The organism is Comamonas sp. CAH-2 (assembly GCF_009668305.1).
Classification (GTDB): Bacteria; Pseudomonadota; Gammaproteobacteria; order Burkholderiales; family Burkholderiaceae_C; genus Comamonas; species Comamonas aquatica.
The window spans coordinates 53,536-72,640 of record NZ_VSWF01000019.1 but is presented as its reverse complement, the minus strand read 5'-3'; the positions used below and the strand labels follow the sequence as shown (position 1 = coordinate 72,640).

Here is a 19,105-nt window from a genome sequence, read left to right as displayed (position 1 = left end):
GGTCAGGGCTGGGCATGGTCGGCGGGGAGGGGCAGGGTCAGTTCAAAGCAGGCGCCGCGCAGCGCCGGCCGTTCGATGAGGCGCAGGTGGCCGCCCAGGGATTCGGCCAGGCTTTCGCTGAGCGTCAGCCCCAGACCCAGGCCCTGGCTGCGCGTGGTGGCAAAGGGGGTGAACAGCCGGTCGCGCACCTCGGGGGCGATGCCGGGGCCGTTGTCCTGCACGCGCAGCTGCACCCAGTCGCCGGTGCGTGTCTGCGCGATCTCCAGCCGCCGCTCGGCGGGGGGCAGGGCCTCCATGGCCTGCAGGGCGTTGAGCAGCAGGTTGTGCAGGATCTGCTGCAGCGCGATCGGGTCGCTGTGCAGCGGCGGCAGCGGCGCGGGCACGGTCTGCAGTACCTGCACCTGGCGCTGGCGCAGCTCGGGCTCCAGCAGGTGCAGGGCGTCGTTGACCAGCGCCTGCAGCGCCACGGCCTGGGTCGCCGCCACGGTGTCGGGGCGTTCCACCAGCCGGCGCAGGCGGCCCACTACGGCGGAGGCGCGCTTGGCCTGTTCGGCGGCCTGGCCCATGGCCTGGCGCGCGGCGTCCACGTCGGGCTCGCGGTCGTCCAGCAGGCGGCGTGCGGCCTGGCTGCTGGAGAGGATGGCGGTCAGCGGCTGGTTCAGCTCGTGCGCCAGGCCGGCGGCCAGCTCGCCCAGGGTGTTCAGGCGGGCCACATGGCCGTGCTGCAGCAGTTGCTCCGCGCGCAGGCGCGCTGTGCGCTGCTGCCAGGCGGCGCGCAGGCCGGCCAGCCCCAGGGCGCAGACCAGGGCCCAGGCCAGCATGGGCCCCCATGGCAGCAGGCGGGGGTGCAGCTTGTAGCGTTCGTGCAGGTCCAGCACCTGGCTGGGCGAGGCCAGGGTCTTGGTCTGCGTCCAGGCCCAGCCGGGGGCGTCGGCCTCGGGGGCGCCGGGCTGCAGCAGCAATTGGGTGTTGCCCTGCGTCAGCCAGATGCGGACCGGGCTGTGGCTGGGCGGGTAGGGCCATTCCTCGGTGGGCACGGCGGCGCGCAGGTCCAGCGCCAGGGCATAGCTGGCCGGCTGGCCGGCCTGCACGACAAACAGCGTGCCGGCGGCCAGCTGGCTGGCGTCCATGTGGGCGTGGCCGCTGCGGCGCGACTGCTGCTCCAGCGCGTCCAGGGTGGATGGCCAGTGCGCGGGCCAGGGCTGGTCGGCACGGCGCTGGGCAATGCCCAGGACCTGTGGGTACAGGCGCGCCAGGTCGCTGGCGGTGGCGTTTGCACCGGCGTCGCGCGACAGCTGGGGTTGCAGCAGGGCCAGCGTGGCCAGGATGGCATCGTGCTGCACCAGCTGCTGGCTCAGCAGCCGGTGGGCGATGCGGGCATTGGTCTGGAAGCCCTCGTTCAGCGCCTGCAGGCGTTGCTGCGCCAGCCAGCCAGCGCCCCCGCCGGCGGCGATGATCCAGGCCAGCAGCCATCCCAACCAGGGTGTCGTCCAGTGCATGGCGCGGATTGTGGCATTCCTGGCAGCGCTGGCGGGCCAGCGCCGGGCTTCAGCCCTTGGCGAAGAACAGCCCGGCCATCACCAGGCCGGTGGCCACGATGCCCCAGCGCAGCACCGGTGCCGGAATCTTGCGGGCCACGCGCGCACCGCCATAGCCGCCGGCGGTGGCCGCGACCATCATGACCAGGGCCTGCGGCCATTCGACGATGCCGCCCGCGGCGTAAATGCCCACGGCAATCGCGGTCAGCAGGGCCGAGACCAGGTTCTTCATGCCGTTCATGGCGTTCAGCTGGGTCTGGCCCAGCAGGCTGAACAGCGCCAGGCACAGGATGCCCAGGCCGCCGTTGAAGTAGCCGCCGTAGACGGCCACGGCCAGCATGCCCAACGTAGCCTTGGTGGTGCTGGCGGGCGCATCGGGGTGGGTGCTGCGCGAGGCCCAGGCGCGGATCTGTGGGCCGAAGGCGAACAGGGCGGTGGCGCCCAGCAGCAACCAGGGCACGACCTTGCGGAAGGTGGCGTCGGGGGTGACCAGCAGCAGGGCCGCACCGCCCGCGCCGCCGATCAGCGCCAGGGCGATGGACTTGCCCAGGGTCAGCCCCGGGGGCGCGGCCATGTCTTCGCGGAAGCCCCAGGCGCTGGCCGCGTAGCCGGGCAGCAGGGCCACGGTGCCGGTGGCATTGGCCACCACGGGCGGCACGCCGGTGAAGACCAGGGCCGGCAGGGTCAGAAAGCTGCCACCACCGGCCACGGCGTTGAGGGCGCCGGCCACAAAGGCGGCCGCCAGCAGCAGGGCGATGTGGGCCCAGGGGCCAATGCCCAGAATGTCCATGCGTGTCTCCCGAATGTTGTTGTGATGGGGCGCGTGCACCGTGCTGGTGCAGCCATGGAGCGATCTTAGTGGCTGGCCCGGGCCGCCGGCATGTGCAAAACGCAAAGCACCTTGGACCTGCGCCCGCCTAGTGCGCCGGGGGGCGGGGCGTGGCGCCTCAGGCGCGGATGTAGGCCCAGCCTTCGGTCTGCAGGCGTGCCAGGGCCAGGATGGCGGGGCCGTCCAGCACCTGCAGGGGCGCGCGGGCCGGGCGCTGCAGCTGGGCCAGGGAATTGGGGCACAGCCAGGTCAGGGCGTCGGCTGGTTCGTGCGGGGTGTCCAGCGCCGCGGCCACGGCGGCGGCGTTGGCGATGATGCGCACCGTGCAGTGGGGGTCACCCTTGCGGGCGTTGACGGCGTTCATGCGGGCGCGCTGCAGGCCCTCGGCGTCGGGGGCGTGCAGCAGGATCTGGAGGGGGGTGGTCATACGGCGGTGGTGGTGGCGGCGCGCTGGCGCCAGGCTTGGGTGGCCAGCATCAGCAGCACGGCCGCCACCAGGGGCAGCATGCCGGCATTGATGGCGTCCCAGCCCGCAGTGTGCAGCAAACGGCCCGAGCCGAACGAGGCCAGGGCCACGGTGCCGAACACCAGGAAGTCGTTCAGCGCCTGGACCTTGGCGCGCTCGGCCGGGCGGTAGCTTTCGGTCAGCAGGGCGGTGGCGCCGATGAAGCTGAAGTTCCAGCCCACGCCCAGCAGGATCAGCGCGCCCCAGAAGTGCAGCAGCTCCAGCCCCATCAGGGCGATCACGCCAGAGGCGCCCGTCAGCAGCAGGCCCAGCGCCGTGACCGGCAGCTTGCCCCAGCGTGCCATCAGGCGGCCGGTGACAAAGCTGGGGGCGAACATGGCCAGCACATGCCACTGCACACCCAGGGCGGCCTCGCCCACGCTGAAGCCGCAGCCCACCATGGCCATGGGGGTGGCGGTCATCAGAAATGCCATCAGCCCGTAGCTGACCACGCCGGCCGTGCAGGCCACGATGAACTGCGGGGTGCGCACGATGGCCCCCAGCGGCCGCACCGGGCCGCTGACGCTGGCCTGGGTGGGCGGGGGCAGGCGCAGGGCCAGCAGCAGGGGCAGGGCCAGCAGCGCCAGGGCCGCCTGGCCGTAGAAGCTGCCGGCAAACGGTGTCATGGGCAGGGCGTCACGCGTCCAGATCACCAACTGCGGGCCGATGACGGCGGCAATCAGCCCGCCGAGCATCACGCGCGAGATGGCGCGCGCCTGCAGCCCCGGATCCCCCACCGCATCGATGGCCGCAAAGCGGTAGCTTTGCACGCAAGCGGCGTAAAAGCCGGCCAGGGTCGTGCCCAGGCAGAACAGCACAAAGTTCTGCTGGGCAATGCCCTGCGCGGCGATCAGGCCCGACAGCACGCCCAGCACCGCCCCCAGCACATAGGCCGGGCGGCGGCCATGGCGCTGCATGACCCAGGCGGCCGGCAGCGTCGACAGCGCCAGGCCCAGCTGGTAGAGGCTGACCGGCAGCGTGGCGGCCGTGGGATCGGCGGACAGCTGCTGCCCCACCAGCCCGCCGAGCGAGATGATGATCGGGGGCGAGGCGCCCCCCAGGGACTGGGCGGCGAACAGCAGGTGCAGCGCACGCGGGCTGGCGGGGGCAGGTGCGGACATGGCAGGCAGGCGAAGCGGGGCAAACGGGCGCGGGTCAGGCCTGCAGGGTGGCTGCGGTCAGCTTGTCCCAGGCGTCCAGGGTTTCGGCAGCGTACATCAGTGCCGGGCCGCCGCCCATGTAAACGGCGATGCCCAGCATCTCTTCCAGTTCCAGGCGGGTGGCGCCCAGTTTCTGCAGCGCCTTGGTGTGAAAGCCGATGCAGCCCGAGCAGCGCTGCGTCACGCCGATGGCCAGGGCGATCAGTTCCTTGTGCTTGGCGCTGATGGCGCCCTCGGCCATGGAGGCCTGGGCCAGCTGGGCAAAGGCCTGCATGGTGCCGCTCTGGGACTGGCGGAAGGGGCGCAGGGCGTTGTTGATGTCGCGGGTCAGGTGCTGGTGGTCAAAGCTGCTCATGCAGGTCTCCTCGGTGGATGAAAGCAAAGGCGGTGGCACTCAGTCGGCGCGGGCCGGCTGCCAGACGCCGTCGGGCGCGGGCTGGTGCAGTGCAAAGGCATTGATCGGCACCTGCATGTAGGTGCGTCCGTCCTCGGCCGCGGGCGGCAGCTTGCCGGCGCGCAGGTTGACCTGCACGGACGGCAGGATCAGCGTGGGCATGGCCAGCGTGGCATCGCGGGCGGTGCGCATGGCGACGAAATCGGCTTCGGTGACACCGTCGCGCACATGGATGCTGCGCGCCTTCTGGTCGGCCACGGTGCAGGCCCAGGCCGGGGCACGGCCCTGGGGCGGGTAGTCGTGGCAGATGAACAGGCGCGTGGCGGGCGGCAGGGCCAGCAGGCGCTGGATGGAGTGGTACAGCTGCGCGGCATTCCCACCCGGAAAGTCGGCGCGTGCCGTGCCCACGTCGGGCAGGAACAGGGTGTCGCCGACGAAGACCGCGTCCTCGACCTGGTAGGCCATGTCGGCCGGCGTGTGGCCGGGCACGTGCAGGGCCGTGACCGTCAGACCGCCGACCTGGAAGCGCTCGCCGTCGGCCAGCAGGCGGTCGAACTGGCTGCCGTCGGGCAGGAAGCCGCGCTCGAAGTGGAAGATGCTGCGGAACATCTGCTGCACCGTGCGGATGTGCGTGCCGATGGCGATCTGCCCGCCCAGGTGGTGGCGGATGTGCTGTGCGCCCGAGAGGTGGTCGGCATGGGCGTGGGTTTCCAGGATCCACTGCACCTGCCAGCCCTGGGCGCGCACGTAGTCGATGATGCGGTCGGACGAGGCGCTGGTCAGCGTGCCGGATTTGGGCTCGAAATCCAGCACCGGGTCGATCACCGCGACCTGGCCGCTGGCGGTGTCGGCCAGCACATAGCTCACCGTGCCGGTGACGTCGTCGTAGAAGGGTTCGATGTGCATGGTGTGTCCTTTCAGGCGCCTATGCGGGGAAACCGTGGAGATGCTGCTGTGGGCTGCATCAATTTACTTTTTAATATAATATATAAAAACAGATTGTGACGCACGCCTTTCTCTTTCTGGATGGCGAGGACTGGCAGGGCCAGCCCGGCGTGCCGTGACCACGGGCTGGCGCATGGGGCGCCGGCGGATCTGGACAGTGTGGATCAACTGCAAGGAGAAGACCATGAAAGCAAATGTTGGCGGCATCGACCGCGTCCTGCGTATCCTGGTGGGGCTGGTGCTGATCGCCCTGGCCGCCACCGGCACGGTGGGCTGGTGGGGCTGGCTGGGCGTGGTGCCGCTGGCCACCGGGCTGCTGCGCTTTTGCCCGCTGTACCCGCTGCTGGGCATCAGCAGCTGCCCGCTGTCGTCGCGCAAGTAAGGCGCCGCGGCCGGACCGGGGGGCTTGGCCTTGTCGGGGGCAGCGCTTTGCGTTTTCCCCTAAGGTCAGGGCCCTGCCTTTTCGCCACCCACCGCATTTGTTGCCATGACCCAGCCATCTTCGACCGACACCCGTCCCGACACCCTGGACCTGGACGCCCTGCGCGCCCATGCGGACGAGGCCGTGGCCATGCTCAAGGTGCTGGGCAACCAGGACCGGCTGATGTTGCTGTGCCAGCTGACGCTGCAGGAGCGCACGGTGGGCGAGCTGGAGCAGCTCACCGGCATTCAGCAGCCCACACTGTCGCAACAGCTGGGCGTGCTGCGGCGCGAAGGCCTGGTGACGACGCGCCGCGAAGGCAAATTCATCTGGTACCAGCTGGCCGATGCACGCGCCCTGCAACTGATGCAGGTGGTGCACCAGCTGTTTTGCAAGCAAGGAGAACCTGCATGAGCATTGCGTGGGACCTGTTCACGCCCGGGGCCGCGCTGGCCGGCGGGCTGTTGATCGGCGCGGCCGCCGCGCTGATGGTGGTGTTGCTGGGCCGCGTGGCGGGCATCAGCGGCATCGTGGGCCAGCTGCTGCAGGCCGGAACCTGGCGCAGCGCGCCCCAGTGGGGCTGGCGTGTGGCCTTCGTGGTCGGCCTGCTGGCCGCGCCCCTGCTGTGGCAGGGCTTTGCGCCGCTGCCGGCGATGCAGATGCCGGGCAACCCGCTGGTCATCATCGCCGCCGGTTTGCTGGTGGGCTTTGGCACCCGCCTGGGCTCGGGCTGCACCAGCGGCCACGGGGTCTGCGGGATTTCGCGTCTGTCGCTGCGTTCGCTGTCGGCGACGGTGGTGTTCATCGCCACCGGCGTGGCCACGGTGTTCGTGGTGCGCCATGTGCTGGGGGGCTGAACCATGATCGCATTCGTGGCATTGTTGGCAGGCCTGGTGTTCGGCCTGGGCCTGATCCTGTCGGGCATGGGCAACCCGGCCAAGGTCCTGAATTTTCTGGATGTCTTCGGCACCTGGGACCCGTCGCTGGCCCTGGTCATGGCGGGCGCGATTGCGGTCGCCATCTTCGCCTTCACCTGGGCCAAGCGGCGCAAGACCTCGCTGCTGGGCGAGCCCATGCAGCTGCCCACGGCCACGGCCCTGGACGGCAAGCTGCTGACCGGTGCGGCGCTGTTCGGCATCGGCTGGGGGCTGGCCGGTTTTTGCCCCGGTCCGGCGCTGATGAACCTGAGCACCGGCCATGGCGAGGTCTGGCTGTTCGTCGCCGCCATGCTGGTGGGCATGCTGGCGCAGCACGCCTGGGCGAAGCGGGGTGCGTCTTAAAAAACCAGAGCGGCCCGCGCAGGTAGTGATTGGGCTGCAGGCCTTTTCCCTGTGCAGAGGTCCGGTCTGGCACGGGATGGACGATGGAGTGAGCAGCCATGTATGAATACATCTGGCCCATGTGGGTCACCCTGGGACTGGCGCTGGCCTACTTTGCCAAGCAGTGGCTGCGCCCGGCGCGCGCCACGCGCATGCACGACCAGCTGCGCCAGGACTGGCTGCAGGCCATCTCGGACAGCAAGGGCACGGAAGTGCTGGGCGTGCAGACCATCCGCAACTCCCTGATGTCCTGCACCATGACCGCCACCACGGCCACGCTGGCGCTGATGGGCGGGGTCTCGCTGCTGCACAGCAGCTGGGCCGAGGCGGCGACCAACGGCCGTGCCGAGGTGCTGCAGCTGCACACCCTGGCGGTGCTGGTGCTGCTGGGCCTGTCCTTCATCAGCTCCATGCTGGCGGCGCGCCAGTGGCACCACGCCGGCTTTGTCGCTGGCATGCCCACGGACAGCCCGCTGCGCGCGCAGTGGCTGCCCCTGGGCCAGACCAGCCTGCGCCGTGCCGGGCATTTCTATGCGCTGGCGGTGCGCCTGCTGATGTGGTGCGTGCCGATGGTGCTGGTGGGCCTGCAGCCCTGGCTGGGACTGGTCAGCGCCGTGCTGCTGCTGCTGGTGCTGGCCACGGGCATCGACCGCTGAAGCCCCAAGCCCCTGGGGCCACAAAAAAGGACGCCACAGGGCGTCCTTTTTGCATGGGGGCTGCGTTGCGCGGGTGCCCGCGCGGGCGGGCCTCAGTCCTTGGCGTAGGGATCGGCATAGCCCAGCTCGGCCAGGATGTCGGTCTCGTAGGCCTCCATCTCGTCGGCGTCTTCTTCGCTGGTCTCGTGGTCCCAGCCCTGGGCGTGCAGGGTGCCGTGCACCAGCATGTGGGCGTAGTGCTCTTCCAGCGACTTGTTCTGCTCCTGGGCCTCGCGCTCGATCACCGGGCCGCAGATCACCAGGTCGGCCATCACCGTGGGGGCCTGCTGGTAGTCGAAGGTCAGCACATTGGTGGCGTAGTCCTTCTTGCGGAACTGGGCGTTCAGCTGGCGGCCTTCGTCCTCGCCGACGATGCGCACGGCCATCTCCGCGTCCACGGCCAGGGCGTGCTTGATCCACTTGGTGACGCGCGCGCGGGTCAGCAGGGCGCGGTGCGCGGCCAGGTTGTCGAACTGGCCGAATTGCAGGGAGAGGGACAGGTTGTTGAGTGCCATTTTGGGCTCTGGCGCTTGCTGGTCAAGCGCTGTTAGCTATGGATTTTTGAAAATCTCAGCCGCGGCTGCGACCGTTGCCGGCATCGTAGGCGTCGACGATGCGCGCCACCAGCGGGTGGCGCACCACGTCGGCGGTGGTGAAGCGGTTGATGGCAATGCCCTTGACGCGCTTGAGCACGCGCTCGGCATCGATCAGGCCGCTCATCGCGCCCTTGGGCAGGTCGATCTGGCTGACGTCGCCGGTGACCACGGCCTTGGCGCCAAAGCCGATGCGGGTCAGGAACATCTTCATCTGCTCGGGCGTGGTGTTCTGCGCCTCGTCCAGGATGACGAAGGCGTTGTTCAGCGTGCGACCGCGCATGAAGGCCAGCGGGGCGATCTCCAGCACGTTGCGCTCGAAGGCCTTTTGCACCTTCTCGTAGCCCATCAGGTCGTACAGCGCGTCGTACAGCGGGCGCAGATAGGGGTCGACCTTCTGCGTCAGGTCACCGGGCAGGAAGCCCAGGCGCTCGCCGGCCTCCACGGCTGGACGGGTCAGCACGATGCGCTGCACGGCGCTGCGCTCCAGCGCGTCCACAGCACAGGCCACGGCCAGGTAGGTCTTGCCGGTGCCGGCAGGGCCGATGCCGAAGGTGATGTCGTGCTCGGCAATGTTCTGCAGGTACAGCGCCTGGTTGGGCGTGCGCGCGCGCAGGTCGGCGCGGCGCGTGGTCAGCTGCACGGCGGTGGCGTCGGGCTCCAGCATCTCGGCATCGCCGGCCAGCATCAGCTGCAGCGTGTCCTCGGGGATGGCGTGGTCGGCCATTTCATACAGCGCCTGCAGCAGCTCCAGCGCCTGCTGGGCCTTGGCCTTGGGGCCGTCGACCTTAAATTGCTCGTGGCGGTGGGCAATCTTGACCTGCAGGCCGGTTTCGATGGTGCGCAGGTGGGCGTCGGCCGGGCCACACAGGTGGGTCAGGCGCAGGTTGTTGTGCGGTGTGAAGGTGTGGCGCAAGATCACGCTGATAATTCCCTGGAGGAAGGCCGCACCGGGCGGCAACAAAGGATCGCAATGATAGGCAAATTGACAGGTTCCCTGCTGGAGAAGAACCCGCCCCAAGTCCTGGTGGACTGCCATGGCGTGGGTTATGAGGTGCAGGTGCCCATGAGCACGTTCTACAACCTGCCCGCACTGGGGGAGCCGGTCAGTCTGCTGACGCACTTTATCGTGCGCGAGGATGCGCAGCTGCTGTATGGGTTTGCGACCGCACAGGAGCGTCAGACATTCCGCGAGCTGATCAAGGTCAGCGGCATCGGTCCGCGCATGGCCCTGTCCCTGCTGTCGGGCATGACCATCGAGGACCTGGTGCAGGCCATCGCCCTGCAGGAAGTGGGGCGGCTGGTGAAGGTGCCGGGCATCGGCAAGAAGACTGCCGAGCGCCTGCTGCTGGAGCTCAAGGGCAAGCTGGGCGATGCCGTGGTGGGCACGGCCGCAGCGCAGGTCCAAAACGATGCCCAGTCCGACATCCTGCAGGCGCTGCTGGCGCTGGGCTACTCGGACAAGGAAGCGGCCGCCAGCCTCAAAGCCCTGCCCGCCGATGTGGGCGTGAGCGAGGGCATCAAGCTGGCCCTCAAGGCCTTGGCAAAGTAAGCCGCCATGAGCATCCACACCGAAGATTTTGGTGATTTCGAGGCCGCGCCGGCGCGCAAGCCGCGCGCCAAGGCTGCGCCCCAGGCGCCGCGCCCGGACGACCCGGGCCAGCCCGCCGTGCGCAGCAGCGCCATCTCGCCGGCGCCTGTCAACAAGCACGAAGAGGTGCTGGAGCGCGCCCTGCGCCCCAAGCTGCTGCAGGAATACGTGGGCCAGGAAAAGGCGCGCGAGCAGCTGGAAATCTTCATCGGTGCGGCGCGCAAGCGCGGTGAGGCGCTGGACCACGTGCTGCTGTTCGGCCCGCCCGGACTGGGCAAGACCACGCTGTCGCACATCATCGCCGCCGAGCTGGGCGTGAACCTGCGCCAGACCAGCGGCCCGGTGCTGGAAAAGCCCAAGGACCTGGCGGCGCTGCTGACCAACCTCGAGGCCAACGATGTGCTGTTCATCGACGAGATCCACCGCCTCAGCCCCGTGGTCGAGGAAATCCTCTACCCCGCGCTGGAGGACTACCAGATCGACATCATGATTGGCGAGGGGCCGGCCGCGCGCTCAATCAAGTTGGACCTGCAGCCCTTCACCCTGGTCGGGGCCACCACGCGCGCCGGCATGCTGACCAACCCGCTGCGCGACCGCTTCGGCATCGTGGCGCGGCTGGAGTTCTACAACGCCGAGGAGCTGGCGCGCATCGTCACGCGCAGCGCCGGCCTGCTGGGCGCACCCATCGATGCGGCGGGCGCGCAGGAAATCGCCAACCGCTCGCGCGGCACGCCGCGCATCGCCAACCGCCTGCTGCGCCGCGTGCGCGACTATGCCGAGGTCAAGGGCGACGGCACCATCACCCAGGACATGGCGCGCAAGGCCCTGTCCATGCTGGACGTGGACCCGCGTGGCTTCGACGTGATGGACCGCAAGCTGCTCGAAGCCGTGGTGCACCGCTTTGACGGCGGCCCGGTGGGCGTGGACAACATCGCGGCCAGCATTGGCGAGGACGCGGGCACGATCGAGGATGTGATCGAGCCCTACCTGATCCAGCAGGGCTATCTGCAACGCACGCCGCGCGGGCGCATCGCCACCAAGGCCGCCTACCAGCACCTGGGGCTGGTGGCACCGCAGGCGGCCGGCAGTCTGTTCAACGAATAAGGCCGCAACCGGGGCCGGCCGCACCGGCACCCGGGACCAGGGGAACGCACTGTGAGTCCACACGCATCTGAAACCACCCACTCGGCAACCGCCCGCCGCCCGCGCCGCTGGTGGTGGCTGGCCGGCGCCGCCGTGCTGCTGCTGGCTGCCGTCTGGGGTGTGCAGCGCTGGCGCGGGCCGCAGGTGCCCGCCGTGCAGGTGCAGGCCCAGGCGCTGGTGCGCAGCCTGCAGTTTTCGGCACGGGTGGAGACCCGCTCGCGCGTGGGCGTGGGCAGCACCATCGTCGGTCGTGTCGAGCGCGTGGCCGTGCAGGAAGGCGACCAGGTGCAGGCCGGCCAGTTGCTGGTGCAGCTGGAGCCCACCGAGCTGCAGGCCAGCGTGCAGCAGGCCCAGGCCAGCCTGGCCCAGGCACGGGCCCAGCTGGCCAATGTGCGCACCAATGGGCGCATCGGCAAGCAGTCGCAGGTGGCCCAGGCCCAGGCGACGCTGCAGCAGGCCCAGGCCGATTGGTCGCGCAACCAGCAACTGGTGCAGCAAGGTTTTCTGAGCCAGGCCAGCCTGGACGAAAAACGCAAGGCCCTGGGCGTGGCCCAGGCGCAGCTGCAGGCCGCCCAGGCCCAGGCCCAGGCGGCGGCGGAGGGCGGGGCCGAGCTGCAGGCCGCCGAGGCCCAGGTGCAGCAGGCGCAGTCGGCCCTGGCGGCCGCCCAGGCCAAGCTGCAGCAGACCCACATCGTCGCGCCCAGTGCCGCCAAGGTGCTGGCGCGCACGGTGGAGCCTGGCCAGATCGTGCAGGCTGGCACGGCGCTGCTGCAGCTGGCCCTGGAGGGGCCGACGCTGATCGTGGCCCAGGTGGATGAACGTTTTCTGGACCAGCTGCGCGAGGGCCAGAGCGCCCAGGTGGTGGCCGATGCCTTTGCCGACCAGCACCTGGCGGCGCGCGTGGTGTCGATCGCACCGGGCGTGGACGCGCAGCGTGGCGCGGTGGAGGTGAAGCTGGCGCTGCAGGCCGCGCCGCCGGACTTCCTGCGCGAGGACATGAGCCTGTCGGTGCAGGTCGAGACCGGCCGCCAGACTCAGGCCCTGGTGCTGCCGCTGCAGGCCCTGCAAGGCCTGCGTGAAGGCCACAGCGCCGCCCAGGTGCTGGTGCTGCAGGACGGCCGGGCCACGCCGCGCCCGGTGCAGGTGGGCCTGCGCACCCTGGAGGCCGCGGAAATTGTGGACGGCCTGCACGCCGGGGACACCGTGCTGCTGCCCCCGGCGCAGGCCGGCCAGCGGGTGCGCGCGGCCGTGCTGCAGCAGGAGCGCTGATGGCCGTGCGCATGCCCTGGGGCTTCGAGTGGCAGGTGGCCCTGCGCTTTCTGCGCGAAGGGCGCATGCAAAGCCTGATGATCGTCGCCGGGGTGGCGGCGGGCGTGGCCGTGGTCACCTACATCACGGCACTGATCCATGGCCTGCAGGCCAACACCGTGCGCAAGACGCTGGGCACGCAGGCCCACATCAGCCTGCGCGCGCCCGAGGACGTGGTCACCCCCCTGCCGCGCCCGGCAGTGGGCGATGCCGTGCTGCTGTCGGACACCCAGCCGCGCGCGCAGCGCCTGCGCTCGGTGGCCAACTGGCAGCAGTTGCTGCCGGTGCTGGAGCGCGAGCCGGGCGTGATCGCCGTGTCGCCCATGGTCTCGGGCGCCGGGCTGGCGCTGCGCGGCGAGGCCTCGCAATCCATCGCCCTGATGGGGGTGGAGCTGGAGCGCTACCAGCGCATCGTCAACCTGCGCGAGAAGCTGGTGGCCGGCGCCTGGGGCCTGGCCCCGGGCGAGGCCATGATCGGCACCGAGCTGGCCGCCGACCTGGGCGTGCGCCCGGGCGACCGCTTCACCATCGCCACCGGCGCGGTGAACGAGCCGGTGCGCGTGACGGCCTTGCTGGACCTGGGCCTCAAGGATCTGAACCGCCGCACCGTGATCATCCCGCTGCGCAGCGCGCAAAGCCTGCTGGGCGTGCCCGGCGGCGCCACGGTGCTGGAGATGCAGGTGGCCGACGTGTGGCAGGCCGATGCCATCGCGCGCCAGCTGCGTGCGCGCTACGACTATGAGGTGGAGAGCTGGCAGGACACGAATGCGCAGCTGCTCTCGGCGCTGAACGCCCAGACCATCAGCACCACGGTGATCCGCGTGGTGGTGCTGGTGGTGGTGGTGCTGGGGATTGCCAGCGTGCTGGTGGTCAGCGTGGTGCAAAAGCGCCGCGAGATCGGCATCCTGCGCGCCATGGGCACCACGCGCGGCCAGGTGCTGCGCGTGTTTCTGCTGCAGGGCGCGGTGGTCGGGGCCCTGGGCTCGGTCGGCGGGGTGCTGCTGTCCTGGGCCATGGTGCAGCTGTTCACCACCCTGGCGCGCAGCGCCGAGGGCGGCGCGCTGTTCGAGATCCACCTGACCCTGCCCGACGCCCTGAGTGCGGCGCTGATTGCCACCGTGTGTGGCGTGCTGGCGGCCGTGGTGCCGGCGCGCCGTGCCGCGTCCATGGACCCGGCCCAGGCGATACGGATGTGACCCCCATGGCCCACGACCCCACCACCGCGCCCCTGCTGCAGCTGTCGGCCGTGCGCAAGTCCTACAACGTGGGCCAGCCCAGCGAGGCCGAGGTGCTGCACGGCATCGACCTGCAGCTGCGCGCCAGTGAGTTCATCGCCCTGGTCGGCCCGTCGGGCTCGGGCAAGAGCACCCTGCTGAACATCCTGGGCCTGCTGGAGCGCATGAGCAGCGGCAGCTACCAGCTGTTGGGGCAGGAGACCCACCGGCTCAGCGACGACCGCCTGACCCTGCTGCGCCGCCAGAGCCTGGGCTTCGTGTTCCAGTTTCACCACCTGCTGCCGGCCTTCACCGCGCTGGAGAACGTGACCCTGCCGGCGCTGATGGCGCACGGCGTGGTGTCCGGCGCGGACAAGGACCGCGCCCTGCAGCTGCTGCGCGCCGTGGGCCTGGGCCAGGCGCTGCACAAGAAGCCGTCGGAGCTGTCGGGCGGCATGCAGCAGCGCGTGGCCATTGCCCGGGCGCTGGTGCAGCAGCCGGCCCTGGTGCTGGCCGACGAGCCCACGGGCAACCTGGACACGCAATCGTCCGACGATGTGTTCGCGCTGCTGCGCGAGATCCATGCCCAGCAGGGCACGGCCTTTCTGATCGTCACCCACGACCCGCGCCTGGCGGCGCGCTGCGACCGGCTGGTGGAAATGGTCGACGGCCAGATCGCCCAGGACACGCACACGCCGTACATGTAGTGTTTTTGGCCGCCGGCGCCCGTCCTGCCTGCGCAGGGTGCTCTTATTTTGTGCTTGGCACGCGCAGCACCTGCAGCATGCCGTGCACGATCAGACCCTGGGCCAGGTAATAGCTGCCCAGCACCCACACGGTGGCGGCGGGCAGGGGCTGCACGAAGCGGTCGATCGCCAGGATACTGTCGCTGACCAGGAAGCTCAGCGCGCCCCAGGCCACGCAGCGTGCGCCCGCGCTGCGCAGCACCTGGGCGCGGCCGATGGCCTGGGCCGCCATGCCGGCAATCACCAGCACATAGGCGGCCACGGGCAGGCGCATGTCGGCGGGCAGGCCGTGCGTCGCCAGGTAACCGTAGACCAGCGCGGCACAGGCCAGCACCGCCAGCAGGGCCGGGCGGTGCGGCAGCCACGGCAGGCCCCGGTGGAACAGCACGATGTAGCAGCCGTGGGCCAGCAGGAAGGCTGCCAGGCCGGCGAGGAAGCCCTGCCCGGACAGCAGGCAGACATCGCCCAGCAGGCTCAGCGCCAGGCCGGCCAGCAGCCAGCGGGTGGCCACGGGCTGGCCCTGGCGGTCGGCGCGCCGCCAGACCAGGGCCAGGCACAGCAGCAGCGGCAGGGGTTTGAGCAGGGCATAGGCGGCGAAGGGCCCGAGGTGGCCGGCCAGCATGGCCAGCAGGGCGCACAGGGCCATGGCCCATTGCAGCGGATGGAGGTGGGCAAGCAGGTGCATGCCGGCCAGTCTGCGGGCCACGCGCACGGCTGGGCATTGGGGCTGTCCCGCCTTGCGGGGTGGGCCACGGACGCCGTGGGCGCGCATTCTCCGGGGCCGGTGGAGTTTCGTGCTTTCCCTTAAAATCGACCCTCTTTACCTTGAGAGGCCCGCTGCGCACTGCTGCGCTTGCGGCCCTTTGTCGCAAACGCGTGGCCGCCGCCACGACCGAACCCGTCCCCGACCAGTGTCATACGCTCCAGAAACCCGGCGTCGCCGCACCTTTGCCATCATTTCCCACCCGGATGCGGGTAAGACCACGCTGACCGAAAAGCTGCTGCTGTTCTCGGGTGCGATCCAGATCGCCGGTGCCGTGAAGGGGCGCAAGGCCAGCCGCCACGCCACCTCGGACTGGATGGAAATCGAAAAGCAGCGCGGCATCTCGGTGGCGTCGTCGGTGATGCAGATGAGCTACCGCGACCACGTGATCAACCTGCTCGACACCCCCGGCCACAAGGACTTCTCGGAAGACACCTACCGCGTGCTGACGGCCGTGGACTCGGCGCTGATGGTGATCGACGCGGCCAACGGTGTGGAATCGCAGACCCGCCGCCTGATCGAGGTCTGCCGCCAGCGCAACACGCCCATCCTCTCGTTCGTCAACAAGTTCGACCGCGAAGTGCGCGACCCGCTGGACATCCTGGACGAGGTCGAGCGCGAGCTGGGCATGCCCTGCTGCCCCATCACCTGGCCCGTGGGCCAGGGCAAGAGCTTCGGCGGCATCATCAATCTGCAGACGCAGACCATGACGGTGTTTGCCGCCGGCAGCGAAAAGCGCCCCGAGGACTTCGAGGTGATCCCGCTGACCGAAACCGACCGGTTGCGCGCGCGCTTCGGCCAGGCCTTTGACGATGCCATCGAGAGCATGGAGCTGGCCCAGGGCGCGTCCGCCGAGTGGGACCACCAGGCCTTCCTGGAAGGCAAGCTGACCCCCGTGTTCTTCGGCTCCGGCGTGAACAACTTCGGTGTGATGGAAGTGCTGAACGCCGTGGTCGACATGTCGCCCCCGCCCGGCCCGCGCATCGCCTTCACCGAAGTGAACCGCAACCGCGAAGAGCGCACCGTGCACCCCGAGGACCCGGGCTTTGCCGGCGTGGTGTTCAAGGTGCAGGCCAACATGGATGCCAACCACCGCGACCGCATCGCCTTCGTGCGCGTGGCCAGCGGCAAGTACACCCCCGGCATGAAGATGAAGGTGCAGCGCACCGGCAAGGAGCTGCGCCCCACGTCCGTGGTGACCTTCATGTCGCAGCGCCGCGAGGCGGTGGACGAGGCCTACGCCGGTGACATCATCGGCTTCACCATCCACGGCGGCGTGCAGCTGGGGGATTCGATCACCGATGGCCCCAGCCTGCAGTTCACCGGTCTGCCGTTCTTCGCGCCCGAAATGTTCATGACCGTGGTGCTGAAGAACCCGCTGCGCACCAAGCAGCTGCAGCAGGGCCTGATGCAGCTGGGCGAAGAGGGCGCGATCCAGGTGTTCAAGCCCGATGTCGGCGGCAACATGCTGCTGGGCGCCGTGGGTCAGCTGCAGTTCGAAGTGGTGCAGCACCGCCTGAAGACCGAGTACGACTGCGACGTGCGCCTGGAAGGCTGCCAGTACACCGGCGCGCGCTGGATCACGGCCGATTCGCCCGCCGAGCTGCGCGAGTTCGAGAACGCCTACCCCATGCGCCTGGCGCACGATGCGGCCGACACCCTGGCCTTCCTGTGCACCAGCCCCTACGACGTGCGCCTGGCGCAGGAACGCTTCCCCAAGATCCATTTCCACCCCCTGCGCGAGCACGCGGGCCTGGCCCTGGGTAGTGCCCATTAATTGAAATCACTAGCGGCCTGCATGCGTCGTTGCCGAATCTCGCCGTAGCGCTGCTACTGTCTTCGATCCGGCGCCTCGCCTGCACCGCTGCGCTGGCCGCTACGGATTGCTACGCTGTGTTTGATCTCACCCGTGCCTGGCACGGGTTGGTTGTTGAGAGTTTGCTGTGAGCCAAGAATTTCTGCGCCCCTTGTCTGAATTGCCGGTGCCCGCGAACCTGCTGGGCGTGCTGACCGACATCGATGACACGTTGACCACCGAGGGCGTGGTGCCTGCACACGTGGTGGCCGCCATCGGTCGCCTGCAGGCCGCGGGCCTGAAGGTGGTGCCCATCACTGGTCGCCCCGTGGGCTGGAGCGTGCCGTTTGCGCGCGCCTGGCCGGTGGAGGCCATCGTCGCCGAGAACGGCGCCGTGGCCCTGCGCCGCAACGACCGGGGCGGGCTGGACAAGCTCTACCAGCAGGACGACGACACGCGCGTGCACAACTTCGCCAAGATGCAGGAAGTGCTGGCGCTGATCGAGCAGCAGGTGCCCGGCGCCCAGCGCGCCACCGATTCGCACGGCCGCGAGTGCGACATCGCCGTGGACCACAGCGAGTTCACCACCTTGTCGCAGGCGCAGATCGATGCCTGCGTGGCCATCATGCGCGACGCGGGCATGAACGCCACCGTCAGCTCCATCCACATCAATGGCTGGTTTGGCGACCACAACAAGCTGGAAGGCGCACGCTGGATTGTGCAGAGCCTGTTCGGCATCGACCTGGACGCGACGCTGGGCCAGTGGGTCTACATCGGCGACTCGACCAACGACCAGCTGATGTTCCAGCACATGCTCCACAGCGTGGGCGTGGCCAACATCGCGCGTTTCGTGCCCCAGTTGCAGCACCTGCCGCGCTATGTGACCACGGCCGAGCGCGGCGATGGCTTTGTGCAGCTGGCAGACCACCTGCTTGCAAAATAAGAGCGTTTGGCGCGCTTTGTTACTCAGTTTTCAACTGAAAAGCTTCTGAAATACAGACAGGACAAGCGGTAACTGCTCCTGAAATGAAAAAAGCCCACATGGCCTGTCGCCTGCGGGCTTTTTGGTCGACGGGGCCGCGCTCAGTCGATGCTGACTTGGGCCTTGGTGATCACGGTCTTGTACATGGCCGTGTCCTGGTCGATCAGCTGCTGGAACTGCGCGGGCGTGCTGCCGATGGCGCCAAAGCCCAGCTGCGTCAGCTTGGCCTTGACCTCGGGCGACTGCACGGCCTCGGCGATGGTCTTGGACAGCTTGTCGACGATGGGCTGGGGCGTGCCCTTGGGCGCCAGCACGCCGACCCAGGAGTTCATCACAAAGCCGGGGAAGCCCGCTTCCTCCATGGTGGGGATGTCGGGCTCGCCGGGCCAGCGCTGCTTCGACGCCACGGCCAGCACCTTGATCTTGCCGCTCTTGGCGTGGGGCATGGGCACCAGGGCGGGGTCAAACAGCATATCGACCTGGCCGCTCATCAGATCGGCCAGGATGGGGGCGCTGCCGTTGTAGGGCACATGCTGGGCATTCAGCCCGTTTTCCTGGGCCCAGCGCGCGCCGATCATGTGGGCGCTGGCGCCGGTGCCGCTGGAGGCGTAGTTCAGCGGCTGCTTCTTGCCGTATTCGGCCAGTTCCTTGGCGTTCTTCACCGGCAGCTTGTTGGCCGCGAACAGGAACATGGGCAGGTCGGCCACATGGCTGACGGCCACCAGGTCGCTGGGCTGGTAGGGCAGCTTCTTGTACAGCGACATGTTGACTGTGTACGCGGCCAGCACGCTGACGAAGTTGTAGCCATCGGCTGGCGCGCGCGCCGTCTGCGTCACGCCGATGGTGCTGTTGGCGCCGGGCTTGTTCTCTATCACCACGGGTTGGCCCAGGCGCTTGCCCACGGCTTCGAACACGGTGCGGCTGACGATGTCGGTCGAACCGCCGGGGGTGTAGGGCACGATCAGCTTGATGGGCTTGCTGGGCCACTGGGCGGCGGGTTCCTGGGCCCAGCTGGTGCCGGCCAGGGCCAGGCTGGACAGCGCCAGGGTGGCGCAGAGGGCCGAACGACGGCTGCGGTGAGGGGCAAATGCCATGGGGGAATCTCCAGTTGTCTCGTTATGCGGGCAGCAGGGGCTGCCACTCCCTGAATGTCGGGCTGGTTTT

The 19,105-nt window shown here is 69.3% G+C and carries 22 protein-coding genes; 12 read left to right on the top strand and 10 right to left on the bottom strand.

Translation table 11 applies throughout. The annotated features are described in order from the left end of the window. Nucleotides 1-2 precede the first annotated feature (2 nt). The 6 genes from FYM52_RS11910 to FYM52_RS11885 all read right to left on the bottom strand — a co-directional run bounded on the left by FYM52_RS11910 (nucleotide 3) and on the right by FYM52_RS11885 (nucleotide 5,332). A complete protein-coding gene (locus FYM52_RS11910; RefSeq protein ID WP_154164245.1) occupies nucleotides 3-1,499 on the bottom strand; it encodes a sensor histidine kinase in 1,497 nt (498 codons plus the stop codon). A 49-nt stretch (nucleotides 1,500-1,548) separates the two neighbouring features. After that, a complete protein-coding gene (locus FYM52_RS11905; RefSeq protein ID WP_042414518.1) occupies nucleotides 1,549-2,328 on the bottom strand; it encodes a sulfite exporter TauE/SafE family protein in 780 nt (259 codons plus the stop codon). 157 nt (nucleotides 2,329-2,485) lie between these two features. Continuing rightward, nucleotides 2,486-2,794, bottom strand: coding sequence for a hypothetical protein (locus FYM52_RS11900; protein WP_154164244.1), 309 nt, complete (start codon nucleotides 2,792-2,794; stop codon nucleotides 2,486-2,488). Then, nucleotides 2,791-3,993: an MFS transporter gene (locus tag FYM52_RS11895; protein WP_154164243.1), complete on the bottom strand. Its 1,203-nt coding sequence runs from the start codon at nucleotides 3,991-3,993 to the stop codon at nucleotides 2,791-2,793. The genes FYM52_RS11900 and FYM52_RS11895 overlap by 4 nt, the downstream gene beginning before the upstream one ends. Before the next feature lie 34 nt (nucleotides 3,994-4,027). Then, complete coding sequence (locus tag FYM52_RS11890) at nucleotides 4,028-4,387, bottom strand: carboxymuconolactone decarboxylase family protein (RefSeq protein ID WP_043385355.1); 360 nt, start codon at nucleotides 4,385-4,387, stop codon at nucleotides 4,028-4,030. A 39-nt stretch (nucleotides 4,388-4,426) separates the two neighbouring features. After that, nucleotides 4,427-5,332, bottom strand: a complete 906-nt coding sequence (locus FYM52_RS11885) for an MBL fold metallo-hydrolase (protein ID WP_043385358.1) — start codon at nucleotides 5,330-5,332, stop codon at nucleotides 4,427-4,429. Nucleotides 5,333-5,555: 223 nt separating this feature from the next. Between FYM52_RS11885 and FYM52_RS11880 the strand changes: the two genes are divergently transcribed. The 5 genes from FYM52_RS11880 (at nucleotide 5,556) to FYM52_RS11860 (ending at nucleotide 7,767) form a co-directional block, all read left to right on the top strand. Then, nucleotides 5,556-5,753: a DUF2892 domain-containing protein gene (locus tag FYM52_RS11880; RefSeq protein ID WP_042414634.1), complete on the top strand. Its 198-nt coding sequence runs from the start codon at nucleotides 5,556-5,558 to the stop codon at nucleotides 5,751-5,753. A 105-nt stretch (nucleotides 5,754-5,858) separates the two neighbouring features. Beyond that, nucleotides 5,859-6,206 carry a helix-turn-helix transcriptional regulator gene (locus FYM52_RS11875; protein WP_051519589.1) on the top strand — a complete coding sequence of 116 codons (348 nt, stop codon included), beginning with the start codon at nucleotides 5,859-5,861 and terminating at the stop codon, nucleotides 6,204-6,206. Further along, nucleotides 6,203-6,649, top strand: a complete 447-nt coding sequence (locus FYM52_RS11870) for a YeeE/YedE family protein (RefSeq protein ID WP_043385360.1) — start codon at nucleotides 6,203-6,205, stop codon at nucleotides 6,647-6,649. The genes FYM52_RS11875 and FYM52_RS11870 overlap by 4 nt, the downstream gene beginning before the upstream one ends. Nucleotides 6,650-6,652: 3 nt before the next feature. Beyond that, nucleotides 6,653-7,072 carry a YeeE/YedE family protein gene (locus FYM52_RS11865; protein WP_043385363.1) on the top strand — a complete coding sequence of 140 codons (420 nt, stop codon included), beginning with the start codon at nucleotides 6,653-6,655 and terminating at the stop codon, nucleotides 7,070-7,072. Between the two features lie 98 nt (nucleotides 7,073-7,170). Next, a complete protein-coding gene (locus FYM52_RS11860) occupies nucleotides 7,171-7,767 on the top strand; it encodes a DUF599 family protein (protein WP_043385366.1) in 597 nt (198 codons plus the stop codon). Between the two features lie 92 nt (nucleotides 7,768-7,859). Here the strand turns inward: FYM52_RS11860 and ybeY are convergent, their stop codons facing one another. Both ybeY and FYM52_RS11850 read right to left on the bottom strand, forming a co-directional pair. After that, nucleotides 7,860-8,321 carry an rRNA maturation RNase YbeY gene (ybeY, locus tag FYM52_RS11855; RefSeq protein ID WP_042414493.1) on the bottom strand — a complete coding sequence of 154 codons (462 nt, stop codon included), beginning with the start codon at nucleotides 8,319-8,321 and terminating at the stop codon, nucleotides 7,860-7,862. Nucleotides 8,322-8,376: 55 nt separating this feature from the next. After that, the gene (locus FYM52_RS11850; protein WP_043385369.1) at nucleotides 8,377-9,321 is read right to left on the bottom strand and encodes a PhoH family protein; all 945 of its coding nucleotides are present in this window, start codon (nucleotides 9,319-9,321) and stop codon (nucleotides 8,377-8,379) included. 51 nt (nucleotides 9,322-9,372) lie between these two features. Here FYM52_RS11850 and ruvA point away from each other — a divergent pair, with 51 nt between their 5' ends. From ruvA to FYM52_RS11825, 5 genes are read left to right on the top strand one after another with little or no spacing between them, the layout of a single operon-like run. Beyond that, nucleotides 9,373-9,951: a Holliday junction branch migration protein RuvA gene (gene ruvA / locus FYM52_RS11845; RefSeq protein ID WP_042414490.1), complete on the top strand. Its 579-nt coding sequence runs from the start codon at nucleotides 9,373-9,375 to the stop codon at nucleotides 9,949-9,951. Between the two features lie 6 nt (nucleotides 9,952-9,957). Then, entirely contained in the window at nucleotides 9,958-11,094 is a 1,137-nt protein-coding gene (gene ruvB / locus FYM52_RS11840; RefSeq protein WP_154164241.1) for a Holliday junction branch migration DNA helicase RuvB, read from the top strand. A gap of 51 nt (nucleotides 11,095-11,145) precedes the next feature. Continuing rightward, nucleotides 11,146-12,402, top strand: coding sequence for an efflux RND transporter periplasmic adaptor subunit (locus FYM52_RS11835; protein ID WP_370513836.1), 1,257 nt, complete (start codon nucleotides 11,146-11,148; stop codon nucleotides 12,400-12,402). Continuing rightward, a complete protein-coding gene (locus FYM52_RS11830) occupies nucleotides 12,402-13,637 on the top strand; it encodes an ABC transporter permease (RefSeq protein WP_238826190.1) in 1,236 nt (411 codons plus the stop codon). Before FYM52_RS11835 ends, FYM52_RS11830 begins: the two co-directional genes overlap by 1 nt. Before the next feature lie 5 nt (nucleotides 13,638-13,642). Then, entirely contained in the window at nucleotides 13,643-14,362 is a 720-nt protein-coding gene (locus FYM52_RS11825; RefSeq protein WP_154164240.1) for an ABC transporter ATP-binding protein, read from the top strand. Between the two features lie 43 nt (nucleotides 14,363-14,405). Here FYM52_RS11825 and FYM52_RS11820 read toward each other — a convergent pair whose 3' ends face one another. Continuing rightward, the gene (locus tag FYM52_RS11820) at nucleotides 14,406-15,086 is read right to left on the bottom strand and encodes a lysoplasmalogenase (RefSeq protein WP_162524711.1); all 681 of its coding nucleotides are present in this window, start codon (nucleotides 15,084-15,086) and stop codon (nucleotides 14,406-14,408) included. A 226-nt stretch (nucleotides 15,087-15,312) separates the two neighbouring features. Between FYM52_RS11820 and FYM52_RS11815 the strand changes: the two genes are divergently transcribed. Further along, nucleotides 15,313-16,941 (top strand): peptide chain release factor 3, encoded by a 1,629-nt coding sequence (locus FYM52_RS11815; protein ID WP_042414480.1) that lies wholly within the window; start codon nucleotides 15,313-15,315, stop codon nucleotides 16,939-16,941. 166 nt (nucleotides 16,942-17,107) lie between these two features. Beyond that, nucleotides 17,108-17,902, top strand: a complete 795-nt coding sequence (locus tag FYM52_RS11810) for an HAD-IIB family hydrolase (RefSeq protein WP_162524710.1) — start codon at nucleotides 17,108-17,110, stop codon at nucleotides 17,900-17,902. 140 nt (nucleotides 17,903-18,042) lie between these two features. Here FYM52_RS11810 and FYM52_RS11805 read toward each other — a convergent pair whose 3' ends face one another. Continuing rightward, nucleotides 18,043-19,035 (bottom strand): tripartite tricarboxylate transporter substrate binding protein, encoded by a 993-nt coding sequence (locus tag FYM52_RS11805; protein ID WP_045267534.1) that lies wholly within the window; start codon nucleotides 19,033-19,035, stop codon nucleotides 18,043-18,045. Nucleotides 19,036-19,105: the final 70 nt, after the last annotated feature.

Coding starts and splice junctions, on each gene's coding strand:
- FYM52_RS11910 (WP_154164245.1), bottom strand. CDS start 1,499: ATGCACTGGACGACACCCTGGTTGGGATGGCTGCTGGCCTGGATCATC.
- FYM52_RS11905 (WP_042414518.1), bottom strand. CDS start 2,328: ATGGACATTCTGGGCATTGGCCCCTGGGCCCACATCGCCCTGCTGCTG.
- FYM52_RS11900 (WP_154164244.1), bottom strand. CDS start 2,794: ATGACCACCCCCCTCCAGATCCTGCTGCACGCCCCCGACGCCGAGGGC.
- FYM52_RS11895 (WP_154164243.1), bottom strand. CDS start 3,993: ATGTCCGCACCTGCCCCCGCCAGCCCGCGTGCGCTGCACCTGCTGTTC.
- FYM52_RS11890 (WP_043385355.1), bottom strand. CDS start 4,387: ATGAGCAGCTTTGACCACCAGCACCTGACCCGCGACATCAACAACGCC.
- FYM52_RS11885 (WP_043385358.1), bottom strand. CDS start 5,332: ATGCACATCGAACCCTTCTACGACGACGTCACCGGCACGGTGAGCTAT.
- FYM52_RS11880 (WP_042414634.1), top strand. CDS start 5,556: ATGAAAGCAAATGTTGGCGGCATCGACCGCGTCCTGCGTATCCTGGTG.
- FYM52_RS11875 (WP_051519589.1), top strand. CDS start 5,859: ATGACCCAGCCATCTTCGACCGACACCCGTCCCGACACCCTGGACCTG.
- FYM52_RS11870 (WP_043385360.1), top strand. CDS start 6,203: ATGAGCATTGCGTGGGACCTGTTCACGCCCGGGGCCGCGCTGGCCGGC.
- FYM52_RS11865 (WP_043385363.1), top strand. CDS start 6,653: ATGATCGCATTCGTGGCATTGTTGGCAGGCCTGGTGTTCGGCCTGGGC.
- FYM52_RS11860 (WP_043385366.1), top strand. CDS start 7,171: ATGTATGAATACATCTGGCCCATGTGGGTCACCCTGGGACTGGCGCTG.
- ybeY (WP_042414493.1), bottom strand. CDS start 8,321: ATGGCACTCAACAACCTGTCCCTCTCCCTGCAATTCGGCCAGTTCGAC.
- ruvA (WP_042414490.1), top strand. CDS start 9,373: ATGATAGGCAAATTGACAGGTTCCCTGCTGGAGAAGAACCCGCCCCAA.
- ruvB (WP_154164241.1), top strand. CDS start 9,958: ATGAGCATCCACACCGAAGATTTTGGTGATTTCGAGGCCGCGCCGGCG.
- FYM52_RS11830 (WP_238826190.1), top strand. CDS start 12,402: ATGGCCGTGCGCATGCCCTGGGGCTTCGAGTGGCAGGTGGCCCTGCGC.
- FYM52_RS11825 (WP_154164240.1), top strand. CDS start 13,643: ATGGCCCACGACCCCACCACCGCGCCCCTGCTGCAGCTGTCGGCCGTG.
- FYM52_RS11820 (WP_162524711.1), bottom strand. CDS start 15,086: ATGCACCTGCTTGCCCACCTCCATCCGCTGCAATGGGCCATGGCCCTG.
- FYM52_RS11805 (WP_045267534.1), bottom strand. CDS start 19,035: ATGGCATTTGCCCCTCACCGCAGCCGTCGTTCGGCCCTCTGCGCCACC.